The organism is Pseudomonas serbiensis (genome assembly GCF_030580745.1).
Taxonomy (GTDB): Bacteria; Pseudomonadota; Gammaproteobacteria; order Pseudomonadales; family Pseudomonadaceae; genus Aquipseudomonas; species Aquipseudomonas serbiensis.
In genome coordinates this window covers 116838-138070 of sequence record NZ_JAUQOO010000008.1, presented here as the reverse complement: position 1 = coordinate 138070, position 21233 = coordinate 116838, and the positions used below count along the sequence as shown (strand labels likewise).

The following is a 21233-nucleotide window of genomic DNA, read 5'->3' as shown; positions in this document are numbered from 1 at the left end:
TGCCCATGATCCGTCTTCAACTTTCGACCATCGCGGGCCTCCAAGGCCCGACCGTAACAGTGCAAGCGGTGCTTGACGCGCTTCAACAGGCAGTCGAGCTGGAGCACTCGACGATTCCGCTTTATCTCTATGCGCTCTATTCGATCGATGCCAGCAAGAATCCGGAAATCGCCGCCATCATTTCCTCGGTGGTCATAGAGGAAATGCTGCACATGACACTGGCGAGCAATGTGATGAACGCCCTCGGCGGCTCACCAGTCATCGACTCACCAGGTTTTATCCCCAACTACCCGGGCCCACTGCCTGGTGGCGTGCAATCGGACCTGACCGTGCATCTGGCTCCCTTCTCGATGACACAACTGCAGACCTTCCTGCAGATCGAAGAGCCTGAACATGCCCTCGACTTCAAACTGCTTGCCGCACAAAAAGACCTCACCATCGGGCAGTTCTATACCGCCATCATCGAAGCCATAGAACAGCTCGGCGACGGTGTCTTTCTCAATCCGTCACCCAATCAGGTCGGACCTGACCTGATGTGGGAGTCGGTTGTGGTCAGCAATGTCGCCACGGCCAGGCAAGCCCTCCAGAGCATCATCGATCAGGGCGAAGGCACTTCGCTTTCACCGCTCGAAGTCGTGGGCAAAGGCTATGCGCATTACTATCGCTTCATGCAGATCCAGAAAGGGAAGCTACTGATTCCAACCCCCGATGGAGGCCCGACGCCGGAGGACAAGTATGCCTATGCAGGGGCTCCGATAACCCTGGACACCACAGGTGTCTATCCCGTCGCCACCGATCCAGGCCCTTATACACCGGGCACGGTGCAATCCTTTGCCAACGACAATTTCAACTACACCTACACCAGCCTGCTCCAGTCGTTGCATGCCTTGTTCAACGGCGATTCGAGCCAGAACCAGATGAATACGGCACTAGGCCTGATGATGTCGCTCAAGGGCCAGGCCAAGGCAATGATGTCCGGCATACCGGACCCGAAAACCTTCACAGGCCCGACCTTTCAGTACCAGCCGACCAACCCTGCCAACTGACAACCTCCTCGATCAAGGGCGAAGAACGGCAACATTGCGGTCTTCGCCCTTATTCATTTATCACTCGCCTGCTACATTTCTCATGCAACGGCTCGTTAGCCAGCAATCGATGTTTATGCAGCCCTGCGGCCCGATGCGGCAAAAAGACAGGGCGTGTCGTCATTAGCCCAAGGATGTCATATGAGCCTATCGCTACTCAGTCGTTATGCAGTCTTCGTTGGCTGCGTGCTGTTCACCCTGTTCAGCCTGCCGTTCTGGCATCACGAGTGGCTTTGGCCATTCACCCTGCTGACTGCGGTATTGAGCGTGGTCGGTATCATCGATTTGCTGCAATCTCCGCATTCGGTACGCCGCAACTACCCGATCCTGGGCAATATCCGGTATGCCGTGGAAGCCATCCGACCGGAGATTCGCCAATACCTGCTGGAATCCGACAGCGACGCCCTGCCCTTTTCCCGCGCCCAGCGCTCGCTGGTGTATTCACGGGCCAAGAACGAAACAGCCGACAGGCCGTTCGGCACGCTGATCGATGTCTATGAAACCGGCTTCGAGTTCATCGGCCACTCCATGCGCCCGGCGCCATTGAGCGATCCAAACTCGTTTCGCGTGCTGATCGGTGGCCCACAATGCACCCAGCCGTACTCGGCCTCGATCTTCAATATCTCGGCGATGAGTTTTGGCTCGCTCAGCGCCAATGCCATCCGGGCATTGAATCAGGGGGCCAAGCTGGGCAATTTCGCCCATGACACCGGCGAAGGCAGCATCAGCCCGTATCACCGGGAACATGGCGGTGACCTGACCTGGGAGCTGGGCAGCGGTTACTTCGGCTGTCGCGGTGCAGATGGTCGCTTCGATCCAGAGCGCTTCGCCGCACAAGCTCGTGACCCGCAAGTGCGCATGATTGAAATCAAGATGAGCCAGGGCGCCAAGCCGGGCCATGGCGGAATCCTGCCCAAACACAAGGTCACTCAGGAAATCGCCGATACCCGCGGCATCCCGATGGGCGAGGACTGCATCTCACCCTCTCGGCACAGTGCTTTCTCGACACCTTATGAATTGATGCAGTTCATCGCTCAACTGCGCGAGCTGTCTGGCGGCAAGCCGGTGGGCTTCAAGTTCTGCCTGGGTCATCCGTGGGAGTTCATGGGGATCGCCAAGGCCATGCTTGAAACCGGCATCTACCCCGACTTCATCGTCATCGACGGTGCCGAGGGTGGCACCGGGGCCGCGCCGGTCGAGTTCACCGACCATATCGGCTCACCGATGCGTGAAGGCCTGCTGTTCGTACACAACACTCTGGTGGGCCTGAACCTGCGGGACAAGATCAAACTGGGTGCCAGCGGCAAGATTGTCAGCGCCTTCGACATCGCCAGCGTACTGGCCATCGGCGCCGACTGGGCCAACTCGGCACGCGGCTTCATGTTCGCCATCGGTTGTATCCAGTCACAAAGTTGTCACACCAACAAATGCCCGACCGGCGTAGCGACCCAGGACACCTTGCGGCAACGCGCACTGGTGGTGCCGGACAAGGCTCAACGAGTCTTCAACTTCCACCGCAACACCCTCAAGGCTCTGGCCGAAATGCTTGCGGCGGCCGGGCTTGATCAGCCTTCACAACTGGAAGCCAGGCATCTGGTGCGCCGTATGTCGGCAACGGAAATCAAACTGTTCTCGCAGACCCATGTGTTCTTGCAACCCGGCCAGTTGCTGAACGGGATACAGGATGACAGCTTCTATTCACGCATGTGGCAAATGGCACGCTCGGACAGCTTTGAGCCCGCTGAACTCACCTGAGCCGACCGTATGGAGACATTCTGTAATAGCCCGGCTTTTGCATTTCTCGTCGATTAACGCCACCCTGCCGCGCCGCCGACCGACTACTGACTGGCGGTGCGGAACCTCAACCCACTGCGGTTGATCCTTATTCAATCGACAAACTTTCAAGAGCCCACCGTTATGACTAACGGACGCGATTATCGAATCGACTTCTTTCGAGGTTTGGCGCTGATCTTCATTTTCTGGGATCACGTGCCGGACAACCCATTGGCACAACTGACCGTGCGCAATTTCGGCTTCAGCGATGCAGCAGAGATATTTGTCTTTCTGGCTGGCTACGCTGCAATTCTGGCCTACGGACGCATTGCCCAGCGCGACGGCATGATGGTGGCCTGCGTGCGCATCCTGCGTCGTACCTGGGTCTTGTATGTGGTACACATTTTCCTGCTGACCCTGTTGATGGGCATTGTCTTCGTGGCCAACAACCACGTTGAAACCCGCGATATGGTCCAGCAGATGGGCCTCGAATACTTTGTCGGCAATCCACAGCAAGCCCTGGCCGACGAACTGTTGCTGCGCTTCAAGCCCAACCTGACCGACCCGTTACCGCTCTACATCCTGCTGCTACTGGCTCTGCCGCTGATCCTGCCCTTGATGCTGCGCAAGGTTGAAGTGGCGGTCGGCCTGTCCATCGCGCTGTACATGATGGTGCCGCTGTTTGGCTGGAACCTGCGCGCCTACGAAGGCGGCGGGCTCTGGTATTTCAACCCGGTGGCCTGGCAACTGCTGTTCGTACTGGGCGGTGCCTGTGCGTTGCGGACGACGCAACCGGTCATCGCGGAGCATCGTCCGTTGTACCAGCAGCCGTTGTTTCTGCTGGCGACCGTCTATGTCTTGATCGCCGGCGCACTGACCTTCAGCGAAAAGTGGCCCGAACTGCATGGGGCTCTGGTCTCGACCATGGGCCTGGAAGCCCTGTACCCCATCAGCAAGACCGACCTGGAACCTGCCCGCCTCGTACACTTCCTGGCTCTGGTCTATGTGGTCGCCAAATTGCTGCCGACCCGCCACACCTGGCTCGATAACTGGCCCGCGCAACAGACCTGCCGTATGGGGCGCTACTCCCTTGAAGTCTTCTGCCTGGGCGTATTGCTTGCACCACTGGCGGATATGGCCAACGCCCTGGCAGGCGATACCTGGCCGATGCAAGTCACCACCGCGCTGGTCGGACTGGGTTTGATGGTATTGATGGCCAATGGGCTGGAACTGAACAAGCGGCTGGGGAGCCCGCAGAGGGTAGTCACGGCTTGAGGCAGGTTTTAATGTAAACGGGCTGGCAAATATGGACTTTTGCTAGCTCGTTTATTTGCGAGGTTCCGTGGATCAATGATGCTCTGCTTCATCAAAAGCCTCCTGCAAAACGGACTTAACGACTATAAAAAAGAGAAACTTCTTACAAGCCGCCTTAATGCACTTGTCTCTGGGACTATTCCTACACACTTATCAGGACAAGTTTCCTCAAACTCCGCCGCTAAACAGTCGACTGTATAAACCATGAGACTGTGCCATGAACATCAATTCGCCTTCCCCTGCCTTGCAAAACTGGCAACCCCCAGCAATTGAGCCTGCCTCAAGAGCTGTTTCTACTGACAAAATATCAAGCACACCGCCAGCAGCCATCAAGAGGGGGCATGATGCCAATGAAGCGTTTTATCGATCGAAAGAATCGCCTTGGCTACCCAAGACATCAAAAGGTGAGATTTTAGAGCCTTATAAAGATTTGTCCGACAAAACCACTGAAGACATGAGAAAAAACTATATTGATAAAGAGTTAAAGACCTTCAACACGTCCATACATGCCATGTTCGACAATTTTCACGACTTCAAGCAGCAACTCTCCTTTCTGAATACGGCGCTGTCAAAGAAACACTTCGGCTTCACGCTCGGCCTGGACCAGCAGATAAAAGTGACCGACCCCGATGGCGTGCTGACACCGGCCGAACTCAGCTACCTGACGGAAAGTCTCAATGACCGCAGTGGGCTCAAAAAGAATCTGTTCACCCATGCCAAAAGCGTCATGACATTGACGGATCACTACACCGAGAAGTTCGGCAACGAGCACAGGCTCAATCTGGAGGCCTACAGCAAGGTCATTGATTATGGCCAGATATTCAGCCGCAATACCATCGGCAACTTCATGAACACCATCATCTACCAGATTGAACGCTTTGCACCCAAGCGAGAGGACAACGAAAAGCTTCTGGTCGATATCCAGGTCTGAAACAGACTGTTCGCTGCCTGAGCCATCAGGCAGCGAAACTTTCCTGTCGTTTAACTACCAGACCTGTTAACCAGCGAACGCTTGCAGATATGCCCGAAAGTGTATGCCTGCTGCTTATCGTCCAGGCTTTCAAGAAGTACATTATGTGCGCTGTATTTCCCGACTTTATAACGGGTGCTCCATATATTGTTACCCGTACTCCTGTGAACAAAATCCCCTGCCAGATCCCCGCCTTCACAACGTCCAAACTCAAGAAACATTGAGATCTGCCCACGGCTGTCAGAGGTGAGCACTTTATTGATCTCTGCATAACCTTCATGAGGCTCCAGCCTGAAATCCATTACCCCTCCCGCCAATGGGTAAGCCTTGCTATCGGTAAAGGTGGCCTCAAGCAATACCTTGGTATAAGCCTGAGTGGCGAGGAAGGAAGGCCTGGTCAATCCATAAGGAATTTTCAGGAAACCACCCTCATCATGAAGCTCATACTGCATATGGGGATACGACCCCACAACCATGCGGTAGTCAGCCTTCCCAAAGCTGGCCCCCTCAGCAGCCCTCACTCGAACATTGACCCGCGAGCCTGGTTTCAAGTCTCGAATGGCTTGCGGCCCCGTAGGCGTCTTGAGTTTCCATTCGCCATTATCGACCTGATACTCGACCTTCCACATAGCGCTCGATGCATCATAGCCAGGCGTCGCCAACAGTACATCCTGACCGCGCAACGATATAAAACGATAGCGATGCACCGATGTTGCACTTTGCAATGTCTGATTGACCTGGTTAAGGCGGTCACCCAAAAAGGTTGAGGCCTGTCCTGAAACTTCCTGCACTTGCGGTTCTTGCCCTGCTGGTAAACCGGGAGACTCGGCGATCTCTTTAGTGTGCGCAAAGGACTGGCATGTCATCACTAAAGCGCCAGACACCAGGAAACGATAAAAAAACCTTTTATTCTTATGCATGATAGCTCTCTCAATATTCCATTATTTATGCAGGGCTCTCTTGCCGCTGACAAACCGGACATAATCATCAGGGATCATGAAGATCAACCCTGGACAATATGAAAAAAGAAAACTCCTACAAAATATAAAACTCAAAACCAATCACCTCCTCTGCAATAGATTTGAGAAAAGCGTCTCACACAAACCTCCTCTCGGAACTTTCCCACAACGTTATCAGGCCAAGTTTTACTTCCAGCGGCCGCTACTGATAGGGAATCAACCCATAAAGGAGCAAAACATGAATATCAGCAGCGTTGTATCAAATGCAGTAAAACCTCAACTACCTTCTGTTCAGGCCAGCACTTCAATACCCGCAAAAATGACTGTTCCAGAAGCAGAGCCCACCCTAAGTGCCAGGGAGGCACGAGCGAAAGAGTTTTATACTCGGGAGGAAGAGCCATGGAAGAACAGATTTTACTACAGTGGCTCTGGAGACCCTGACGAAGTCGGGACTCCCATGACCAAAGAAATATTTTTGGGTTTTGAAGAAATGCGTTCCGCCTCATACCTTTCTCTTCAACAGTGTTATTACGATCATTTCAGAAAAGAACTCATCGAGTTGAAACCGGAACTAGCGAAAAAAGGCTTTAGCTATACCCTTGGCGATGACGCACAAATAAAAGTTATCTCGTATGAAAACAGCCTGAGTGAGGATGAGATAAAGTGGCTTACAGACACACTCAACAACATCGAAGACTTCAAGGAAAGCGTTCAACTCCATGCTAAAAGCATGATGATTCTGGTGGATCACGACACAGAAACATTTGGGGGAAAATACAATCTTAATCTCATGAATTTTCAAGACACCATTGATTACGGAAAAATCGTGGCCGTCAGAAAAAATGACCTGAGCGAAGAGTGGATACGGCAGATTGAACAAAATGCAGAGAAGCGGGAATCTCCACTGATCGATATCAAGGCTTGACTAACGAAGGGGGCTGCCTAATCAGGCAGCCCCCTACACGTCAAACACTATTTCTTAGTTTCTGGACCAATTAACCAGCGTTCGCTTGCAGATATGTCCAAAAGCGTACACATGTGGCTTATCTTCCAGACTCCCCAAAAGCAAATTCCGCGCACTGTACTTTCCATCCTTATAGAGAGTGCTCCATGTATTCCTGCCATTGTGTTTATGTACAAAATTATCTGCATACTTTCCGCCCTCACAAGGGCTAATCTCTATGAATTTTGAGATCTTCCCTGATGCGTCAGACGTAAACTCTTCCTCAATTTCCTTATACCCGTGATGAGGCTCCAACCTGAAACCCATCACACCACCCTCCAACGGATAAGCCTTGCTATCGGTAAATGTCCCCTCAAGCAATGCTTTCGTAAAAGCCTGGGTGGCCAAGAAAGGCGGTTTGGTCAAGCCATAAGGTATTTTCAGCAAACCCTCTTCATCATGAAGGTCATAGCGCATATGGGGGTACGAGCCGAACACGATGCGGTAACCCGCTTTATCAAATCTGGCGCCGTCAGCGGCCATCACCCGAATATTGATCCGCGCTCCCGGTGTCAGGCTACGAAAAGCCTCAGGCCCGTTGTATTTCTTGAGCTTCCACTCTCCACCATCGACCTGATATTCAACCTTCCATACGCGATTCAATACACTGAGCCCCGGCGTTGCGAGTAATACATCCTGCCCGCGAATGGCTGTAAAACTATAACGGTCCACCGAAGTGTCGCTCTGTAATGTCTGCTCGATCTGATGAATGCGGTCGCTCAATACAGTAAAGGCTTCGCCTTCGATGTCTTGTACCTGTTGCTCCCGTCCGGCAGTCGAAGCGGGAGGTTCGACAGTTCCCTCCGTCTGCGCCAAAGAGTGACATGAAAACGCCCATAAAACCCCGGATAAGAACGCCGGGTAAAACCAGTTCCTGCTCTTGTTCATGATAACTTCCTTATTATTGATTTTATGCAGGGCACCCTTGCCACTGACAAGCCGGACATAATCACCAAGCCCTATCGGGTTCAATCCCGAATAAAATAAAAGGAAATGTCCTACATGTTTTAATTTCAGAAACCCCTTACGTTTTTCCAGGCAATATCTCTTGTTAATAAATACCAGCACAATGAAGTCGCCTGGTAGCCTCAACGCCCCTGCCCGCCTGAAATATCCCACGTCACAAGACAATTTTTCCCGCAGCTCCGGCCAGCGTCTAAGCTTGAGACAAGTGCGACTAACAGGGTGACCGGGCCAATCGATCATGGGCGTATTACGGCATTCCGATACCAGGCAAGGTGTGATTTCTGCTGAGCGTCAGGATGACCCTCCCATGTCCACTCCACCCCGCCGCAAGCGTTACGGGTGGAGGGTGTTCTGGGTCGTGGTGACGATGGGCGGCATTGCATTGGGAGCAGCCATTGCCGTCGAAAGCCGCAGTTCAAGGCTTCAGGCAAAGGAGTTCAGCCGCTTTGCCGCCAGCTTGAGCTATTCGCTCGAACCCGGCCCGAGCGATGCAGTGGTTTATCCCGGTGAGGGGCCTTTTGATAAACGCCTGGGCTATTCGTCGATGGATGAATTCCTGTCGCGCCTGCTCAAACGCGATTATCTGATTACCCGGCAGACACGCTTTTCACCCGAGCTGTTGCGCTACAGCCAACACGGCTTTTTCGTGCCTTACGAGGAGAAAATCCAGGCGGGCCTGTCGATCACCGACTGCCGCAGTGAACCGCTTTATGAGTTTCGCTATCCGCAGCAACTCTACGCCGACTTTGCCTCCATCCCGCCCTTGGTGGTGAACAGTCTTTTGTTTATCGAGAACCGAGATCTGCTGGATGAACAGCAACCACTGGCCAACCCGGCCGTGGACTGGCCGCGCTTCGCCAAGGCGGCACTGTCTCAGGTGGCCAAGATATTTGCGATCCCAGGCCAGTCAGCGGGCGGCAGTACCCTGGCGACACAACTGGAGAAATATCGCCACTCTCCGGACGGATTGACGCAATCGGGTTCAGAGAAACTACGTCAGATGATTTCTGCCAGTGTCCGGGCCTATCTGCCCGGCGAGCAGACCTTGCAGGCGCGTCAGCATGTGGTGCGTGACTACCTGAACAGCGTGCCACTTTCCGCGGTGCCCGGGCATGGCGAAGTTCATGGCATGGCTGAGGGCTTGCGAGTCTGGTTCGGTGCCGACTTTGCAAGGACCAACCAGGTACTCGCCTCAGACCCGAAAGACGCAAAAAGCCTGGCCGAAAAAGGTCTGGCGCTGCGCGAGGTGTTATCGCTGGTGATTGCCCAGCGTCGTCCGTCCTATTACCTGACCAAAGGCCGACTGGAACTGGCGGATCTCACTGACAGCCATATTCGCTTGCTTGCACAGGCACAGGTCATCGATCAACCACTGGCCAATGCAGCACTGGCCAGCGCAGTCACTTACCGGGACTGGGTACAGCAACCGACAATTCAGCCCATTGAAACCAACAAGGGCATCAGTGTTGCCCGCAGCCGGCTGTCCAACCTGCTCAATCGCCCGCTCTACGATCTGGACCGGCTTGATCTGTCGGCCACCAGCACGTTGCAGGGCGAGCTGCAAAACAGCGTCAGCCAATACCTGCGCGATCTGGCGAACCCGGCCTTCGCCGAGAAAATCGGCCTGTTCGGCGAACGGCTCTTGTCCCCGGCAAGCACCGCTCAGGTGCGTTATAGCTTCACCCTGTTCGAGCGCGGCCCGGACGGTTCGCGGGTACGAGTGCAAACCGACAGCACCGACCAGCCGTTCGACATCAACGAAGGCAGCAAGCTGGAGCTGGGCTCCACTGCCAAGATGCGGGTGCTGACCACTTATCTGGAAATCATCGCCGAGCTGCACGCACGCTACGCCGACATGAGTGTTACAGAGTTGAGAAAGACCCCGGTCGAAGAGCCTGACCGGCTGACCCGCTGGGCTCTGGATTACCTGATACAGAACAAGGACCGGGACCTGGCAAAAATGCTCTCTGCGGCCCTGGATCGACAATATTCGGCTAGCCCTGGCGAAAGCTTTTTTACCGGTGGCGGCCTGCATCGCTTCAACAATTTCCGTCGCGAAGACAATGAGCGGATTCCGACGCTGCGCGAGTCCCTGCGCGAGTCGATCAACCTGCCCTTCATTCGCCTGATGCGTGATCTGGTGCGCTACAGCACTTATCAGGCTCCAAACAACAGCGCTGCGCTGCTCAAGGATGATGACAACCCGCGCCGTCAGGAATACCTGAGCCAGTTTGCCGACCGAGAAGGCACGGTTTTCCTGCTCAAGTTCTGGAAGCGTTACAAGGACAAATCCACCCAGGAACGGCTGGACACCTTTCTCGATGGCATCAATCCCACTGCTGTCCGTTTGGCGGCAGTGCATCGCTACCTGTTGCCGGGTGCCGATCAGGATACGTTCAAGGCCTTCGTCCGCGCCCATCTGGTCGAAACCGGAACCGGCCCGAAACTCACCGAAAAACGCCTGACAGAGCTTTACAAAAACTATGGGCCTGGCGCCTACGACTTGCCGGATCAGGGTTATATCGCGCGTGTCCATCCTCTGGATCTGTGGCTGCTCGGTTACCTGTTGAAATACCCCGACGCCCAGTTCAAGGATGCGGTTGCCGCCAGCCGTCATGAGCGCCAGGAAGTCTATGGCTGGCTGTTCAAGAGCCGACACAAGAGTGCTCGGGACAGCCGCATCCGTACGATGATGGAAGTCGAGGCGTTCCTGGATATCGAGCAACGCTGGCAGCGTGTGGGTTACCCGTTCGATCATCTGGTGCCTTCACTGGCAACCGCCATAGGCAGCTCGGGCGACCGGCCTGCGGCGCTGGCCGAGTTGATCGGCATCATCCAGAACGATGGTATTCGCCTGCCCGCCCTGCGCATCGACAGCCTGCACTTTGCTGCCGGCACACCTTATGAAACCGTGCTGGCCAGTAACCCTGAACTGGGCAAGCGCGTTCTGCCTTCGGAGGTCGCGGCAGCCATGCGTGAAGCGCTGTCGCAAGTGGTGGATGGCGGTACGGCCAAGCGTGTGCAAGGCACTTTCAAATTGCAGGATGGCAGCATCCTGGCCATGGGCGGCAAGACCGGTACAGGCGACAACCGCATCGAAAGCATTGGCGCGGGTGGACGGGTTATCAGTTCGAGGGCCATCAATCGCACGGCAACCTTTGTGTTCTACATCGGTGAAAACCACTTCGGCACCCTGACCGCCTTTGTCCCCGGACGCGCCGCCGAAGGCTTCAGATTTACTTCAGCCCTGCCGGTGCAGGTACTCAAGGGCATGGCTCCCATCCTCACGCCCTATCTGGAAAATGGTGGACAGGCCATGTGCAGCACGCCCTCTACACGGCTGTAAGACCGTTCGTCTGTATCTCTTTGCGAAGATTTCAAGATATATCTTAAGGTATATCTAAATCGTAACGAGAGATGAAGACAATGCGTGATGACCCTCACCGCCCCGATGACCGTCCACTGCTGCGCGAATATGGCGATGGCCGCGACGGTTTTGAAAAACGCCCCGGCCGTGAACGCGGCGGACGTGGCCCCCGGGTATTCGCTCCGGGCGACTTGAAGCTGTTGCTGCTGGCTCTGATTGCCGAACAGCCTTGCCATGGTTATGACCTGATCCGCCAGATCGAAGGCATGTTCGATGGCGCCTACAGCCCAAGCCCCGGCGTGATTTATCCCACCCTGACCTTTCTTGAAGAAAGCGAACTGATCCTGGGCGATGCCCAGGGCGGCAAGAAGCTCTACACCATCACTGTTGCCGGTCTGCAATCGCTGACCGAGCAGGCCGTTGCGCTGGATGGCGTGCGCATGCGGATCGAAGTCAGCAAGCGCTCTTTGCGCGGGCATGACCGGCCACCGGAAATCCATGAAGCGGTACACAACCTGCGTCATGCGCTGCAAATGCACCATGGCCGCTGGAGCCCGGAAGAAATTCTGCGTGTTCGCGACCTGCTCAATGAAACCGCCAAATCCATCGTTGATGGCCCCCAATCTGTGTCGGAGAAGTCCGTATGAATTCGCAGCAGTCGATCCATCGCGTCAACCATGAAATCAAACTGCGCAAGCTCGAAGTCTTGCGTGTGACCGACCTGACACCGCTGATGCGTCGCGTCACCTTATACGGGCCACAACTGGCAGGCTTCATCAGCCTGGGCACCGATGACCACGTAAAGCTGCTGTTCGCCCAGACTCCCGAAGAGCAGGCCGCGCTGGAGAGCTTCACGCCCGGCGGCAGCAGCGACGGCCCGCGCCCCGCCATGCGTGACTACACGCCGCGTCGTTACGATGAAACGGCAGGCGAACTGGATATCGATTTTGTCCTGCACGGTGACGGGCCGGCCGCGACATGGGCAGCTCAGGCCGAGCCGGGGCAATTCCTGCACATAGCCGGCCCTCGCGGCTCGATGGTGGTGCCCGATATCTTCGACAGCTATCTGCTGATCGGCGACGAAACCGCTATCCCGGCCATTGCCCGGCGTCTGGAGTCGCTACCAGCGAATCGCATTGCGCGGGTGGTGGTCGAGATTGCGAACAAGGATGAGCAACAGGTTTTCACAAGCCAGGCGCAGATCGATGTCACCTGGGTCATTCGCGGCGAACAGAATCTGGTGGAGGTTGCGCGCAGTCTGGAAGTGCCTGCCGGCAAGCTCTACGCCTGGGTTGCAACCGAAGCGGCCTTGTCACGCAAGATTCGCCGCGTGCTGCTTGACGATCTGGGCCTTGATGACGGGTTTGTGAAAGCAGCAGGTTACTGGCGTCTTGATGAAAATGATGAGTCTCTGTAGGCAAACCATTTATCGATCCCCAGCAAAAACAGCGCAATCCCCACAAACCCAAGCAACACGCCACCCGCATTGATGAAGGCCTTGGCATAACCCAACGTGCCGACATCAATGAAGGGGTACAGGTAATCGCCTATCGCATCGCCGCGCAGCAGGACGTAGCCGAAATAGAGCACCGGATACAGCGTCCATAGCAACACATGGACAAGACGCAGGCGGCCTCTGGGCACATACAGCCACCAATACAGCACGAACATCAGCGGCATGACGTCGTGCAGCAGTTCGTCAGCGATCCACTGCCAGCCTTGTGGCTGCCACAGATGGCGCAACAGCAGGTTATAGGCGATGCCCACCAGTGCAATGCTGGCAGCAATACCGCCGCATACAACCGGGTTGCGAAAGAAATCATGCCCGCGGGACTGGCGGCGACTCAGAGCACAAGTCAGCACCACCGCCACCAGCGTATTGCTCAAGACGGTAAAGAAGCTGAAAAAACGGATCAGCCCGCCCAACAGGCTGGCTTGATCGGCCCAGCGCGACCAGAAAACCAGATACATCTGGATAGCCAGACCGGACCAGGCGAGGCAGGCAGCAATAAGCGTGTAAAGACGCTGTCCCTGCGCCTGTTGCGGATGTTCGCTGTGCATCGTTTGATCCTTGAAGGCCAGCGTCCATGCCAGGCGTTTTTACCAGCCCTTGCTGCGATGCAGCTTCACGTACAGAGCTTCCACTTTCTCGCGAGCCCAAGGCGTCTTGCGCAGGAAAGTCAGGCTGGACTTGATGCTCGGATCACTCTTGAAGCAGCGAATGTCGATGCGCTCAGCCAGACCGGACCATTGGTAGTGCTCAACCAGAGCCTTGAGGATCTGCTCAAGCGTAACGCCGTGCAGTGGGTCGTTTTGGGTTGTTGTCATGACTGACCTTGCAGCTTGATGAATGCGAAGGTGCGCACCTTAGCCGAGCCATCAAAAGGTAGGAAGAGCTTAGCGTGAGATGAGTGAAGTTTCGCCAGCTCCGACCACAAGAAGCCCTAACAGCAAGACACGGAAAAGTTCCCCTTTTCACGCCAAAAAGAGATGTTATAGTGTAACAATAAATTACTTGCCTATCCGCTTAACTCTCGACTGGGGCTCTGCCATGCGCCCTGCCAAGGAAACCGATATGTCACCGATGCACCGTAACCTGCTCTGGCGCCTGACGCCACTGGCAACCGCTCTGCTGCTTGCCGCGCCGGCCCATGCAGCAGAAAGCCTTGAGCTGCAACCTCAGGTCATCACGGCCAACCCGCTGGGCAGCGATCAACTGGCAACGCCGACAACGGTTCTGGAAGGCGATGCCCTGACGTTTGAACAGAAAGGCAGCCTGGGTGAGACGCTGAACAAGCAGCCAGGGGTTTCTTCGTCTTACTTCGGGCCTGGAGCCAGCCGCCCGATCATTCGCGGCATGGATGGTGACCGGATTCGTATCCTGCGCAATGGCGTAGGCGCGCTGGATGCATCGTCCCTGTCCTATGACCACGCAGTACCGCTGGACCCGGTGAATGTCGACCGTATCGAAATCGTACGTGGCCCGGCAGCCCTGCTTTATGGCGGCAGCGCTATCGGCGGTGTGGTCAACACCTTTGACAATCGTATTCCCACCGAAGCCATCGAAGGCATTCACGGTGCCGGCGAGCTGCGTTACGGCGGTGCCGATACCACCCGTAGCAGCGCTGGCAAACTGGAAGCCGGTAACGGGCAGTTCGCTTTGCACATCGATGCCAACTCTCGTCAGTTCAATGACCTGCGCATTCCCGGCTATGCCCGCACCAGCGAACTGCGCGCACAAGGCAGCGAAGACGGAGACAAGAAAAAACGTCTGAGCAACAGCGATGGACGTCAGGACGGCGGCGCAGTCGGCGGTTCCTATACATGGGATGACGGTTACGCCGGTGTCTCGTACAGCAACTATGACTCCAACTACGGCTCACCCGCCGAACAGGACGTGCGCATCCGCATGCAGCAGGAGCATTACGCTTTCGCTTCCGAGATCCGCAATCTGTCCGGGCCTTTCACTTCGGTCAAACTCGATGCGGGCTACACCGACTACGAACACCGCGAAATCGAAGGCGGCGAAGTCGGTACAACCTTCAAGAACAAGGGTTATGAGGCCCGCATCGAAGCCCGCCACCAACCGATCGGCCCACTCAATGGCGTAGTCGGCGCACAAGTGACCCGCAACGAATTTTCTGCCTTGGGTGAAGAAGCTTTCGTGCCGCAAACCGATACCAATGCCGGCGCGCTGTTCATTCTTGAGGAGCTGCAAGCCACCGAGCGCTTGAAACTGAGCCTGGGTGGACGCATCGAGCACACCACGGTCGATCCAGATGCCCAGGGCAAGGATCGTTTCGCCGCCGCCGAGAACTCCAGCACATTCACAGCGGGCAGCCTGTCGTCGGGCGCGGTCTACACCCTGACGCCGGTCTGGTCCCTGGCCGCGACACTGGGCTATACCGAACGGGCTCCGACTTTCTATGAGCTGTATGCCAACGGCGCCCACGTCGCCACCGGCACCTATGAACGCGGCAATGCCGACCTGTCGAAAGAGAAAGCGGTGTCCAGCGACCTGGCCCTGCGTTTCGACAACGGCACACACAAAGGCAGCGCGGGCGTGTTCTACAGCCACTTCTCCAATTACATCGGCTTGCTGGGCAGTGGTCGTACGGTCGATGACGACGGCGAAGACGATGCCAATGGCATCCCGGAATACAACTATGCAGGCGTTCGTGCCCGCTTCAGCGGTATCGAGGCTCAGGATCACTGGAAACTGGGTGAAAACCAGTACGGCAGCCTGGCACTGGAGCTGTCCGGTGACTACACCCGCGCCAAAAACCTGGATACCGGCGAAGCCCTGCCCCGTATCGCACCTCTGCGCCTGAACAGTGGCCTGCTGTGGGAGCTGGACAAATGGCAGGCGCGCATCGATGTCGAACATGCCAGCTCGCAGCATCGTGTTCCGGATAACGAATCCAGCACCGACGGCTACACCACACTGGGCGCCAGCGCCGGTTATCGTTTCAACCTGGGCGGCAGCCAGTGGCTGGCCTTCGTCAACGGCGAGAACCTGACCAACCAGACGGTACGCTACGCCAGCTCGATCCTGCGGGATATCGCACCGGCTCAGGGCCGTAGCGTGGAAGTCGGTTTGCGCACCACTTTCTGACGTCCCCAAAGAAAGAAGCGCCTGCGTGCAATGCGCAGGCGCCTTCGGGTTGCACTGTTGCGGATCATGCAAGGGTCCGTATCAGGTTTGTGACTGTTTACAAAATCATTAGCACCCTATCATTTTCCCTCCTGAACTGACGTTCTGCCCGCTCGGGCTGTGCCTGTCACCACCATTTCAATGCACGAATCCATACCTTGGCGGTCTACGCCTCAACGCCCGGTTTTCGGGCCTGAGCAGGACCTTCTGACCAATGGTTGATTTCTGCTGTCGGGAATTCGTTTCAAGAACTAGCGTTCAAAAACATGACGCCAACGTGCAACACACAACGTAGCGTCAATAAAACAATGAAATCGTCACGGAGATTTGCATTATGAGCACTGAAGGTGCTTTGAGTAGAAATCGCCTGTTACCCACATTGCTCGGTCTGGTGATCGCGCTGATGGGACTGGTCCTCTTGGCTGGCGGCCTGCGCCTGATACAACTGGACGGCTCGCTCTACTACCTGCTGGCAGGCATCGGTTTTACGGTAACCGGCGTATTGCTCATCATGGGACTTCACTTCGCACTTGGCCTGTATGCAGTGCTGCTGTTTGCGAGCACGGTCTGGGCATTGTGGGAGGTAGGCCTGGACTGGTGGCAACTGGTACCACGGCTGGCGCTCTGGTTCGCGCTGGGCATTGTCCTGCTGTTGCCATGGTTTCGCCGGCCTCTGCTGCGTGGCGAGCCTGCCCGCCTGGGAACCGGTGCCCTGACTGTTGCCGTAGTGCTGGCAGGTGTTGCCGCGCTGGCCAGCCAGTTCACAAACCCCGGCCGTATCGAAGGGCAACTGGATCGTGAAACCGCTGGCACCGCGAACACCGCTCCTGCCATGCCCGATGGCGACTGGCAGTCCTATGGCCGTACCGCCTTTGGCGACCGCTACTCGCCGCTGGCCCAGATCACGCCGGAAAACGTCAGCAAGCTGGTCCCGGCCTGGACCTATCGCACAGGCGATATTCCCGGGCCGGGTGACCCGGGAGAAACCACTGCCGAAAACACGCCGCTCAAGGTCAACGGCATGTTGTACGTGTGTACGCCGCACAGCCAGGTGATTGCACTGGACCCGGACAGCGGCAAGGAAATCTGGCGCTTCGATCCGAAGATCAGCACCCAGAGTGCAGAAAACTTCAAAGGCTGGGCGCACATGACCTGCCGTGGCGTCTCGTATCACGATGACGCGGCCTACGCAGCGAGCAGCCCTGCTCAAAGCCCGGCAACACCGGTAGCCGCGAGCACGACAGGCAACGCCTGCCCGCGCCGTATCTTCCTGCCCACTGCCGATACCCGTCTGATCGCCCTCAATGCCGACACCGGCAAGATGTGTGAAGACTTCGGCAACAAAGGCTCAATCGATCTGAGCGCCAATATCGGCACCTTCGCGCCGGGCGGCTACTACTCCACGTCGCCACCGGCGGTGACCAGGGATCTGGTGGTGATCGGCGGCCATGTCACCGATAACGTCTCCACCGACGAACCTTCGGGCGTCATCCGCGCCTACGATGTTCACACGGGCCGTCTGGTCTGGAACTGGGACAGTGGCAACCCGGACGATACGACGCCTATTGCCGAAGGCAAGACCTACACCCGCAACTCACCGAACATGTGGTCCATGTTCAGTGTCGATGAAAAACTGGGCATGCTTTACCTGCCCATGGGCAACCAGATGCCCGACCAGTGGGGCGGCAACCGCACTCCTGGCTCGGAGAAATACAGCGCAGGCCTGGTAGCGCTGGACATCGCCACCGGTCATGTGCGCTGGAACTATCAGTTCACTCATCACGACTTGTGGGACATGGACGTGGGCGGTCAGCCGACGCTCATGGACATGAAAACCGCCGATGGCGTCAAACAGGCGGTACTGGCCTCGACCAAGCAAGGCAGCATCTATGTGCTGGACCGCAGCAATGGCCAGCCCATCGTGCCGATCAGGGAAGTGCCGGTGCCGCAAGGCGCGGTCGAAGGGGATCACACCTCGCCGACCCAGCCCAAGTCCGACCTGAACTTCATGCCACCGCCCCTCAAGGAACGTGACATGTGGGGTGTGACGCCATTCGATCAGATGCTGTGCCGGATCGACTTCAAATCCTTGCGCTACGAAGGCCCGTTCACACCGCCATCGCTGCAAGGCTCGATCGTTTACCCGGGTAACTTCGGCGTGTTCGACTGGGGCGGCATCTCGATTGACCCGGTTCGCCAGATCGCTTTCGTCAACCCGAGTTACATGGCGTTCCGCTCGAAACTGGTCCCCGCAGCCGAGGTTGAAGCAGGCCCTGGCCGCAAGAGCGAAACCGAAGGCGTACAACCGAACAAGGGCGCACCTTATGGCGTGATACTCGAAGCCTTGCTCTCACCCATGGGCCTGCCTTGCCAGGCGCCAGCATGGGGTTATGTGGCAGCAGTGGACCTGACTAATCACAAGACCATCTGGATGCACAAGAACGGCACCGTGCGTGACAGCTCGCCGGTCCCTGTCCCGCTGACAATGGGCGTTCCAAGCCTGGGCGGTACGTTCACCACCGCCAGTGGCCTGGCGTTCCTGAGCGGTACGCTGGACCAATACCTGCGCGCCTACGATGTTCGTAACGGCAAACAGTTGTGGGAAGCACGTCTGCCAGCAGGCGCCCAGACCACACCAATGACGTACACCGGCAAGGACGGCCAGCAATATGTGCTGGTGGTGGCCGGTGGTCATGGTTCGCTGGGGACTAAACAGGGAGACTATGTAATGGCGTTCAAACTGCCGAAATGATGTTTCTCTGAATCAACAAGAAAGGCGGCTACCCTGAGGGAGCCGCCTTTCTTGTTTCAAGCTCGATGCGTCAGTGAAACGCGATCAGCAACCTTTGGAACCGGCCTTGGGTACAAACGCCGTTTTCACACCCGGTTTGAAGGTGATGTAAGCACGACGCCATGGCTCGTCACCGACCATCTGCCAGCGGTGGCCTTCGCCTGTGGTGTCTTGCGCAACCAGCACATCACCAGGACGCAGGACAAAAGTTTCGCCGCCTGTGGTGAAGAACTCCAGCGTGCCGGTGAGGGTGATCACGTATTGCTCTTCAGGAGCAGGGTGCCAATCGTAGGACGAATGGGGTGCTGTTTCCTTGAAGTGGATGATGTCCACGTCTGTGCGGAATTTCTGATCAATCGTGCCTTCCTGGATGTGCGCACGGTTATCAGTGCCCGTGCACAGCTTGAACGCTCTTATCCCCTGCTGCGCAACCTCTGTAGCGGGTGCCGCAGCGTGCGCGGCTCCCAGAGGAAGCATCACCACAGCCGCCATGGCAACTCCGGCTCCCAATACGCGAATCAACTCCAGTTGACGAGAGACTACATTTTTCAAAAACAGACTTTGCTTCTGCAACATATAACTTCCCTGAGAAATGTGACACACACTGAAAACGGCCCTGGTTATCCAAAGGGATGACCAAAGCAAAAAGGTTTGAATAGGCATTGCCGTCTTTTAAGACAAGTAAGCCGTCTGATGCGGCGTTCACCTCACATACGACTGTGTATCAACTTCAATACAAAAGAGTTATGCGCAAACGGACATTTGTTGATAACCCCCCGGCGCTGAAGGGCGAGAGATAGCCTGCCTTGAGCGCTGGAATGAAATACCACACCTCTGAAAAATTTAGAAATATTTTTTAAAGGCGGATTTTTCATTTCCATTCTATGGGCTTTTAGCGCATCGGTTTATGTACCGAATATTGACGCGGTATTAAAAAGCTCACCCCCCAAATTAATAATTCTTCATAAAGGCAGGGAGGTATTGGAAAACGAACGGTTCTTTGATTTGTCGCACAATCAAGTCGGCAACGTGAACGACTTGATTGCGAACAGGCTTGCAAGAGGATTACTTCTCGATGACTTCGCCACGCATCGGTGCCAGCCTGGCGATCAGGCGGTTTTGCACCGGCACCGGGATTTTCTCGGCATCCATGGACTTGATGAGGTTTTCTACCAACGCATTGAAATCGCTGCGGGTCAGGTTCTGGCCCTTGTGCGACTCGGCCATGCTGTCACCTTTGTATTCGCAGGGCCCTCCGGCTTCGACACAGAGCTTTTCCACCAGCCTGTCGCGCAACAGGACGATATTGACCCTCTTGAAGCGCTCGACAATACGGTCATCCTGGGCGACGTTCATCAACATGCCCTCGACAATGCGCTGGATACCGGCACGCTGTCCGAGGTCCTGGTAAAGGCGGTCATCCTTGGGCGGCTGCTGGGCGCAACCAGCCAGCAAGGCAATCATCAGGCACATCAACAGACGTCTCATCAGAAACTCCCCTGAATAGACAGATAAGTGCCGTTCTGGTTATCCAGTGTGGCGATTTCGCCCAGCCGCGCGTAGGCCAGGACAATGGACAAATGCTTGTTGGGGAAATAGCCGACAAACACATCTGCCCAATCATTCTCTCCGGCAAACGACAGGTTGTCCGGCTTCTCGCGGTACTCAACCCCCATGGCCCAGCGTGGGTTGAACAGCACGGCAACCGAACCTTCCTTGAGGACGCTGCGGCTGTCGCGGCGGTCGCCACCAAAACCCAGCAAGCCGGTTTCGTTGGCGCGGCTATAACGCACACCGCCGTTGACTACAACGTTGTAACCAAAGGCCGCGCCCATGAACAGGCGGCTGGCGGTCAGATACCCTTCGACGTCCGAATCACGCTTTGAGCCTATGAGGCTCGGGATCAGAAAATCGTTCTGGTGCTTGTACTGCACACCCAGGGAAACCTGCGGCAGGGAGTCGTAAATCAAGTCACCGAACAGCCGGACCTTGATGCCGAAGACGTCCTGGGTCAGGTTGTCTTCGGGCAGGCTCAACTTGTGCTGCAAGGTGCCCAGATCGAAACGCTGATGGGCATAGGACAGCTCGACACGGTTACCGTAAGCCACTGCCATACCCGCCACATCCAGTGTGTAGTCAGGCAAGTCGATATGGGTAGCAAAGGCACTGGCGCCCCACTCGCCCTGTTCGCCATAACCGGTAATCACCGCCCATGGCGTTATCCCCCCGCCCGCAGCACCTTCTATGCTGCTGGCACCGCCCGTGGCGATCAGACGACCGTTATCGGCCATGGAAAGGGACGAGAAAGCCCCCAGTACACAACCCAACAACAACGAAATTCTGTAGGTCAT

17 protein-coding genes are annotated in these 21233 nt (G+C 56.2%); 10 read left to right on the top strand and 7 right to left on the bottom strand.

Annotated features, from left to right (window positions below):
* Positions 1 to 5 precede the first annotated feature (5 nt).
* The 4 genes from Q6A51_RS12600 (at position 6) to Q6A51_RS12585 (ending at position 5103) form a co-directional block, all read left to right on the top strand.
* Positions 6 to 1046: a ferritin-like domain-containing protein gene (locus Q6A51_RS12600; RefSeq protein ID WP_201017383.1), complete on the top strand. Its 1041-nt coding sequence runs from the start codon at positions 6 to 8 to the stop codon at positions 1044 to 1046.
* A 180-nt stretch (positions 1047 to 1226) separates the two neighbouring features.
* Positions 1227 to 2840 carry an FMN-binding glutamate synthase family protein gene (locus Q6A51_RS12595; protein WP_201000151.1) on the top strand — a complete coding sequence of 538 codons (1614 nt, stop codon included), beginning with the start codon at positions 1227 to 1229 and terminating at the stop codon, positions 2838 to 2840.
* 162 nt (positions 2841 to 3002) lie between these two features.
* Positions 3003 to 4133: an OpgC domain-containing protein gene (locus tag Q6A51_RS12590; RefSeq protein WP_304574925.1), complete on the top strand. Its 1131-nt coding sequence runs from the start codon at positions 3003 to 3005 to the stop codon at positions 4131 to 4133.
* A 256-nt stretch (positions 4134 to 4389) separates the two neighbouring features.
* Positions 4390 to 5103 (top strand): hypothetical protein, encoded by a 714-nt coding sequence (locus Q6A51_RS12585; protein WP_304574924.1) that lies wholly within the window; start codon positions 4390 to 4392, stop codon positions 5101 to 5103.
* Positions 5104 to 5153: 50 nt separating this feature from the next.
* Here Q6A51_RS12585 and Q6A51_RS12580 read toward each other — a convergent pair whose 3' ends face one another.
* A complete protein-coding gene (locus tag Q6A51_RS12580; protein ID WP_304574923.1) occupies positions 5154 to 6062 on the bottom strand; it encodes a hypothetical protein in 909 nt (302 codons plus the stop codon).
* 277 nt (positions 6063 to 6339) lie between these two features.
* On the opposite strand from Q6A51_RS12580, the gene Q6A51_RS12575 reads away from it, so the two are divergent.
* Positions 6340 to 7026 carry a hypothetical protein gene (locus tag Q6A51_RS12575; protein WP_304574922.1) on the top strand — a complete coding sequence of 229 codons (687 nt, stop codon included), beginning with the start codon at positions 6340 to 6342 and terminating at the stop codon, positions 7024 to 7026.
* A gap of 54 nt (positions 7027 to 7080) precedes the next feature.
* Here the strand turns inward: Q6A51_RS12575 and Q6A51_RS12570 are convergent, their stop codons facing one another.
* A complete protein-coding gene (locus Q6A51_RS12570) occupies positions 7081 to 7992 on the bottom strand; it encodes a hypothetical protein (RefSeq protein WP_304574960.1) in 912 nt (303 codons plus the stop codon).
* A gap of 316 nt (positions 7993 to 8308) precedes the next feature.
* On the opposite strand from Q6A51_RS12570, the gene Q6A51_RS12565 reads away from it, so the two are divergent.
* The 3 genes from Q6A51_RS12565 to Q6A51_RS12555 all read left to right on the top strand — a co-directional run bounded on the left by Q6A51_RS12565 (position 8309) and on the right by Q6A51_RS12555 (position 12854).
* A complete protein-coding gene (locus Q6A51_RS12565) occupies positions 8309 to 11416 on the top strand; it encodes a biosynthetic peptidoglycan transglycosylase (RefSeq protein ID WP_304574921.1) in 3108 nt (1035 codons plus the stop codon).
* Between the two features lie 71 nt (positions 11417 to 11487).
* Positions 11488 to 12084 (top strand): PadR family transcriptional regulator, encoded by a 597-nt coding sequence (locus Q6A51_RS12560; RefSeq protein WP_201017389.1) that lies wholly within the window; start codon positions 11488 to 11490, stop codon positions 12082 to 12084.
* On the top strand, positions 12081 to 12854 hold the full coding sequence (locus Q6A51_RS12555) for a siderophore-interacting protein (RefSeq protein ID WP_304574920.1): 774 nt from the start codon (positions 12081 to 12083) through the stop codon (positions 12852 to 12854). Before Q6A51_RS12560 ends, Q6A51_RS12555 begins: the two co-directional genes overlap by 4 nt.
* On the opposite strand, the gene Q6A51_RS12550 is transcribed toward Q6A51_RS12555, so the two are convergent.
* Entirely contained in the window at positions 12818 to 13498 is a 681-nt protein-coding gene (locus tag Q6A51_RS12550) for a Pr6Pr family membrane protein (protein ID WP_304574919.1), read from the bottom strand. The two genes, Q6A51_RS12555 and Q6A51_RS12550, sit on opposite strands and share 37 nt — an antisense overlap.
* Positions 13499 to 13537: 39 nt before the next feature.
* Entirely contained in the window at positions 13538 to 13765 is a 228-nt protein-coding gene (locus Q6A51_RS12545; protein WP_201000158.1) for a VF530 family protein, read from the bottom strand.
* Between the two features lie 256 nt (positions 13766 to 14021).
* On the opposite strand from Q6A51_RS12545, the gene Q6A51_RS12540 reads away from it, so the two are divergent.
* Both Q6A51_RS12540 and Q6A51_RS12535 read left to right on the top strand, forming a co-directional pair.
* Positions 14022 to 16052 (top strand): TonB-dependent receptor, encoded by a 2031-nt coding sequence (locus Q6A51_RS12540; protein ID WP_201017527.1) that lies wholly within the window; start codon positions 14022 to 14024, stop codon positions 16050 to 16052.
* 373 nt (positions 16053 to 16425) lie between these two features.
* On the top strand, positions 16426 to 18843 hold the full coding sequence (locus Q6A51_RS12535; RefSeq protein WP_304574918.1) for a glucose/quinate/shikimate family membrane-bound PQQ-dependent dehydrogenase: 2418 nt from the start codon (positions 16426 to 16428) through the stop codon (positions 18841 to 18843).
* An 84-nt stretch (positions 18844 to 18927) separates the two neighbouring features.
* Here the strand turns inward: Q6A51_RS12535 and Q6A51_RS12530 are convergent, their stop codons facing one another.
* The 3 genes from Q6A51_RS12530 to Q6A51_RS12520 all read right to left on the bottom strand — a co-directional run bounded on the left by Q6A51_RS12530 (position 18928) and on the right by Q6A51_RS12520 (position 21233).
* Positions 18928 to 19374 (bottom strand): cupin domain-containing protein, encoded by a 447-nt coding sequence (locus Q6A51_RS12530; protein WP_304574959.1) that lies wholly within the window; start codon positions 19372 to 19374, stop codon positions 18928 to 18930.
* A gap of 573 nt (positions 19375 to 19947) precedes the next feature.
* Positions 19948 to 20370, bottom strand: coding sequence for a group I truncated hemoglobin (locus Q6A51_RS12525; RefSeq protein WP_201000160.1), 423 nt, complete (start codon positions 20368 to 20370; stop codon positions 19948 to 19950).
* A complete protein-coding gene (locus Q6A51_RS12520) occupies positions 20370 to 21233 on the bottom strand; it encodes a DUF3034 family protein (RefSeq protein ID WP_201000161.1) in 864 nt (287 codons plus the stop codon). Before Q6A51_RS12520 ends, Q6A51_RS12525 begins: the two co-directional genes overlap by 1 nt.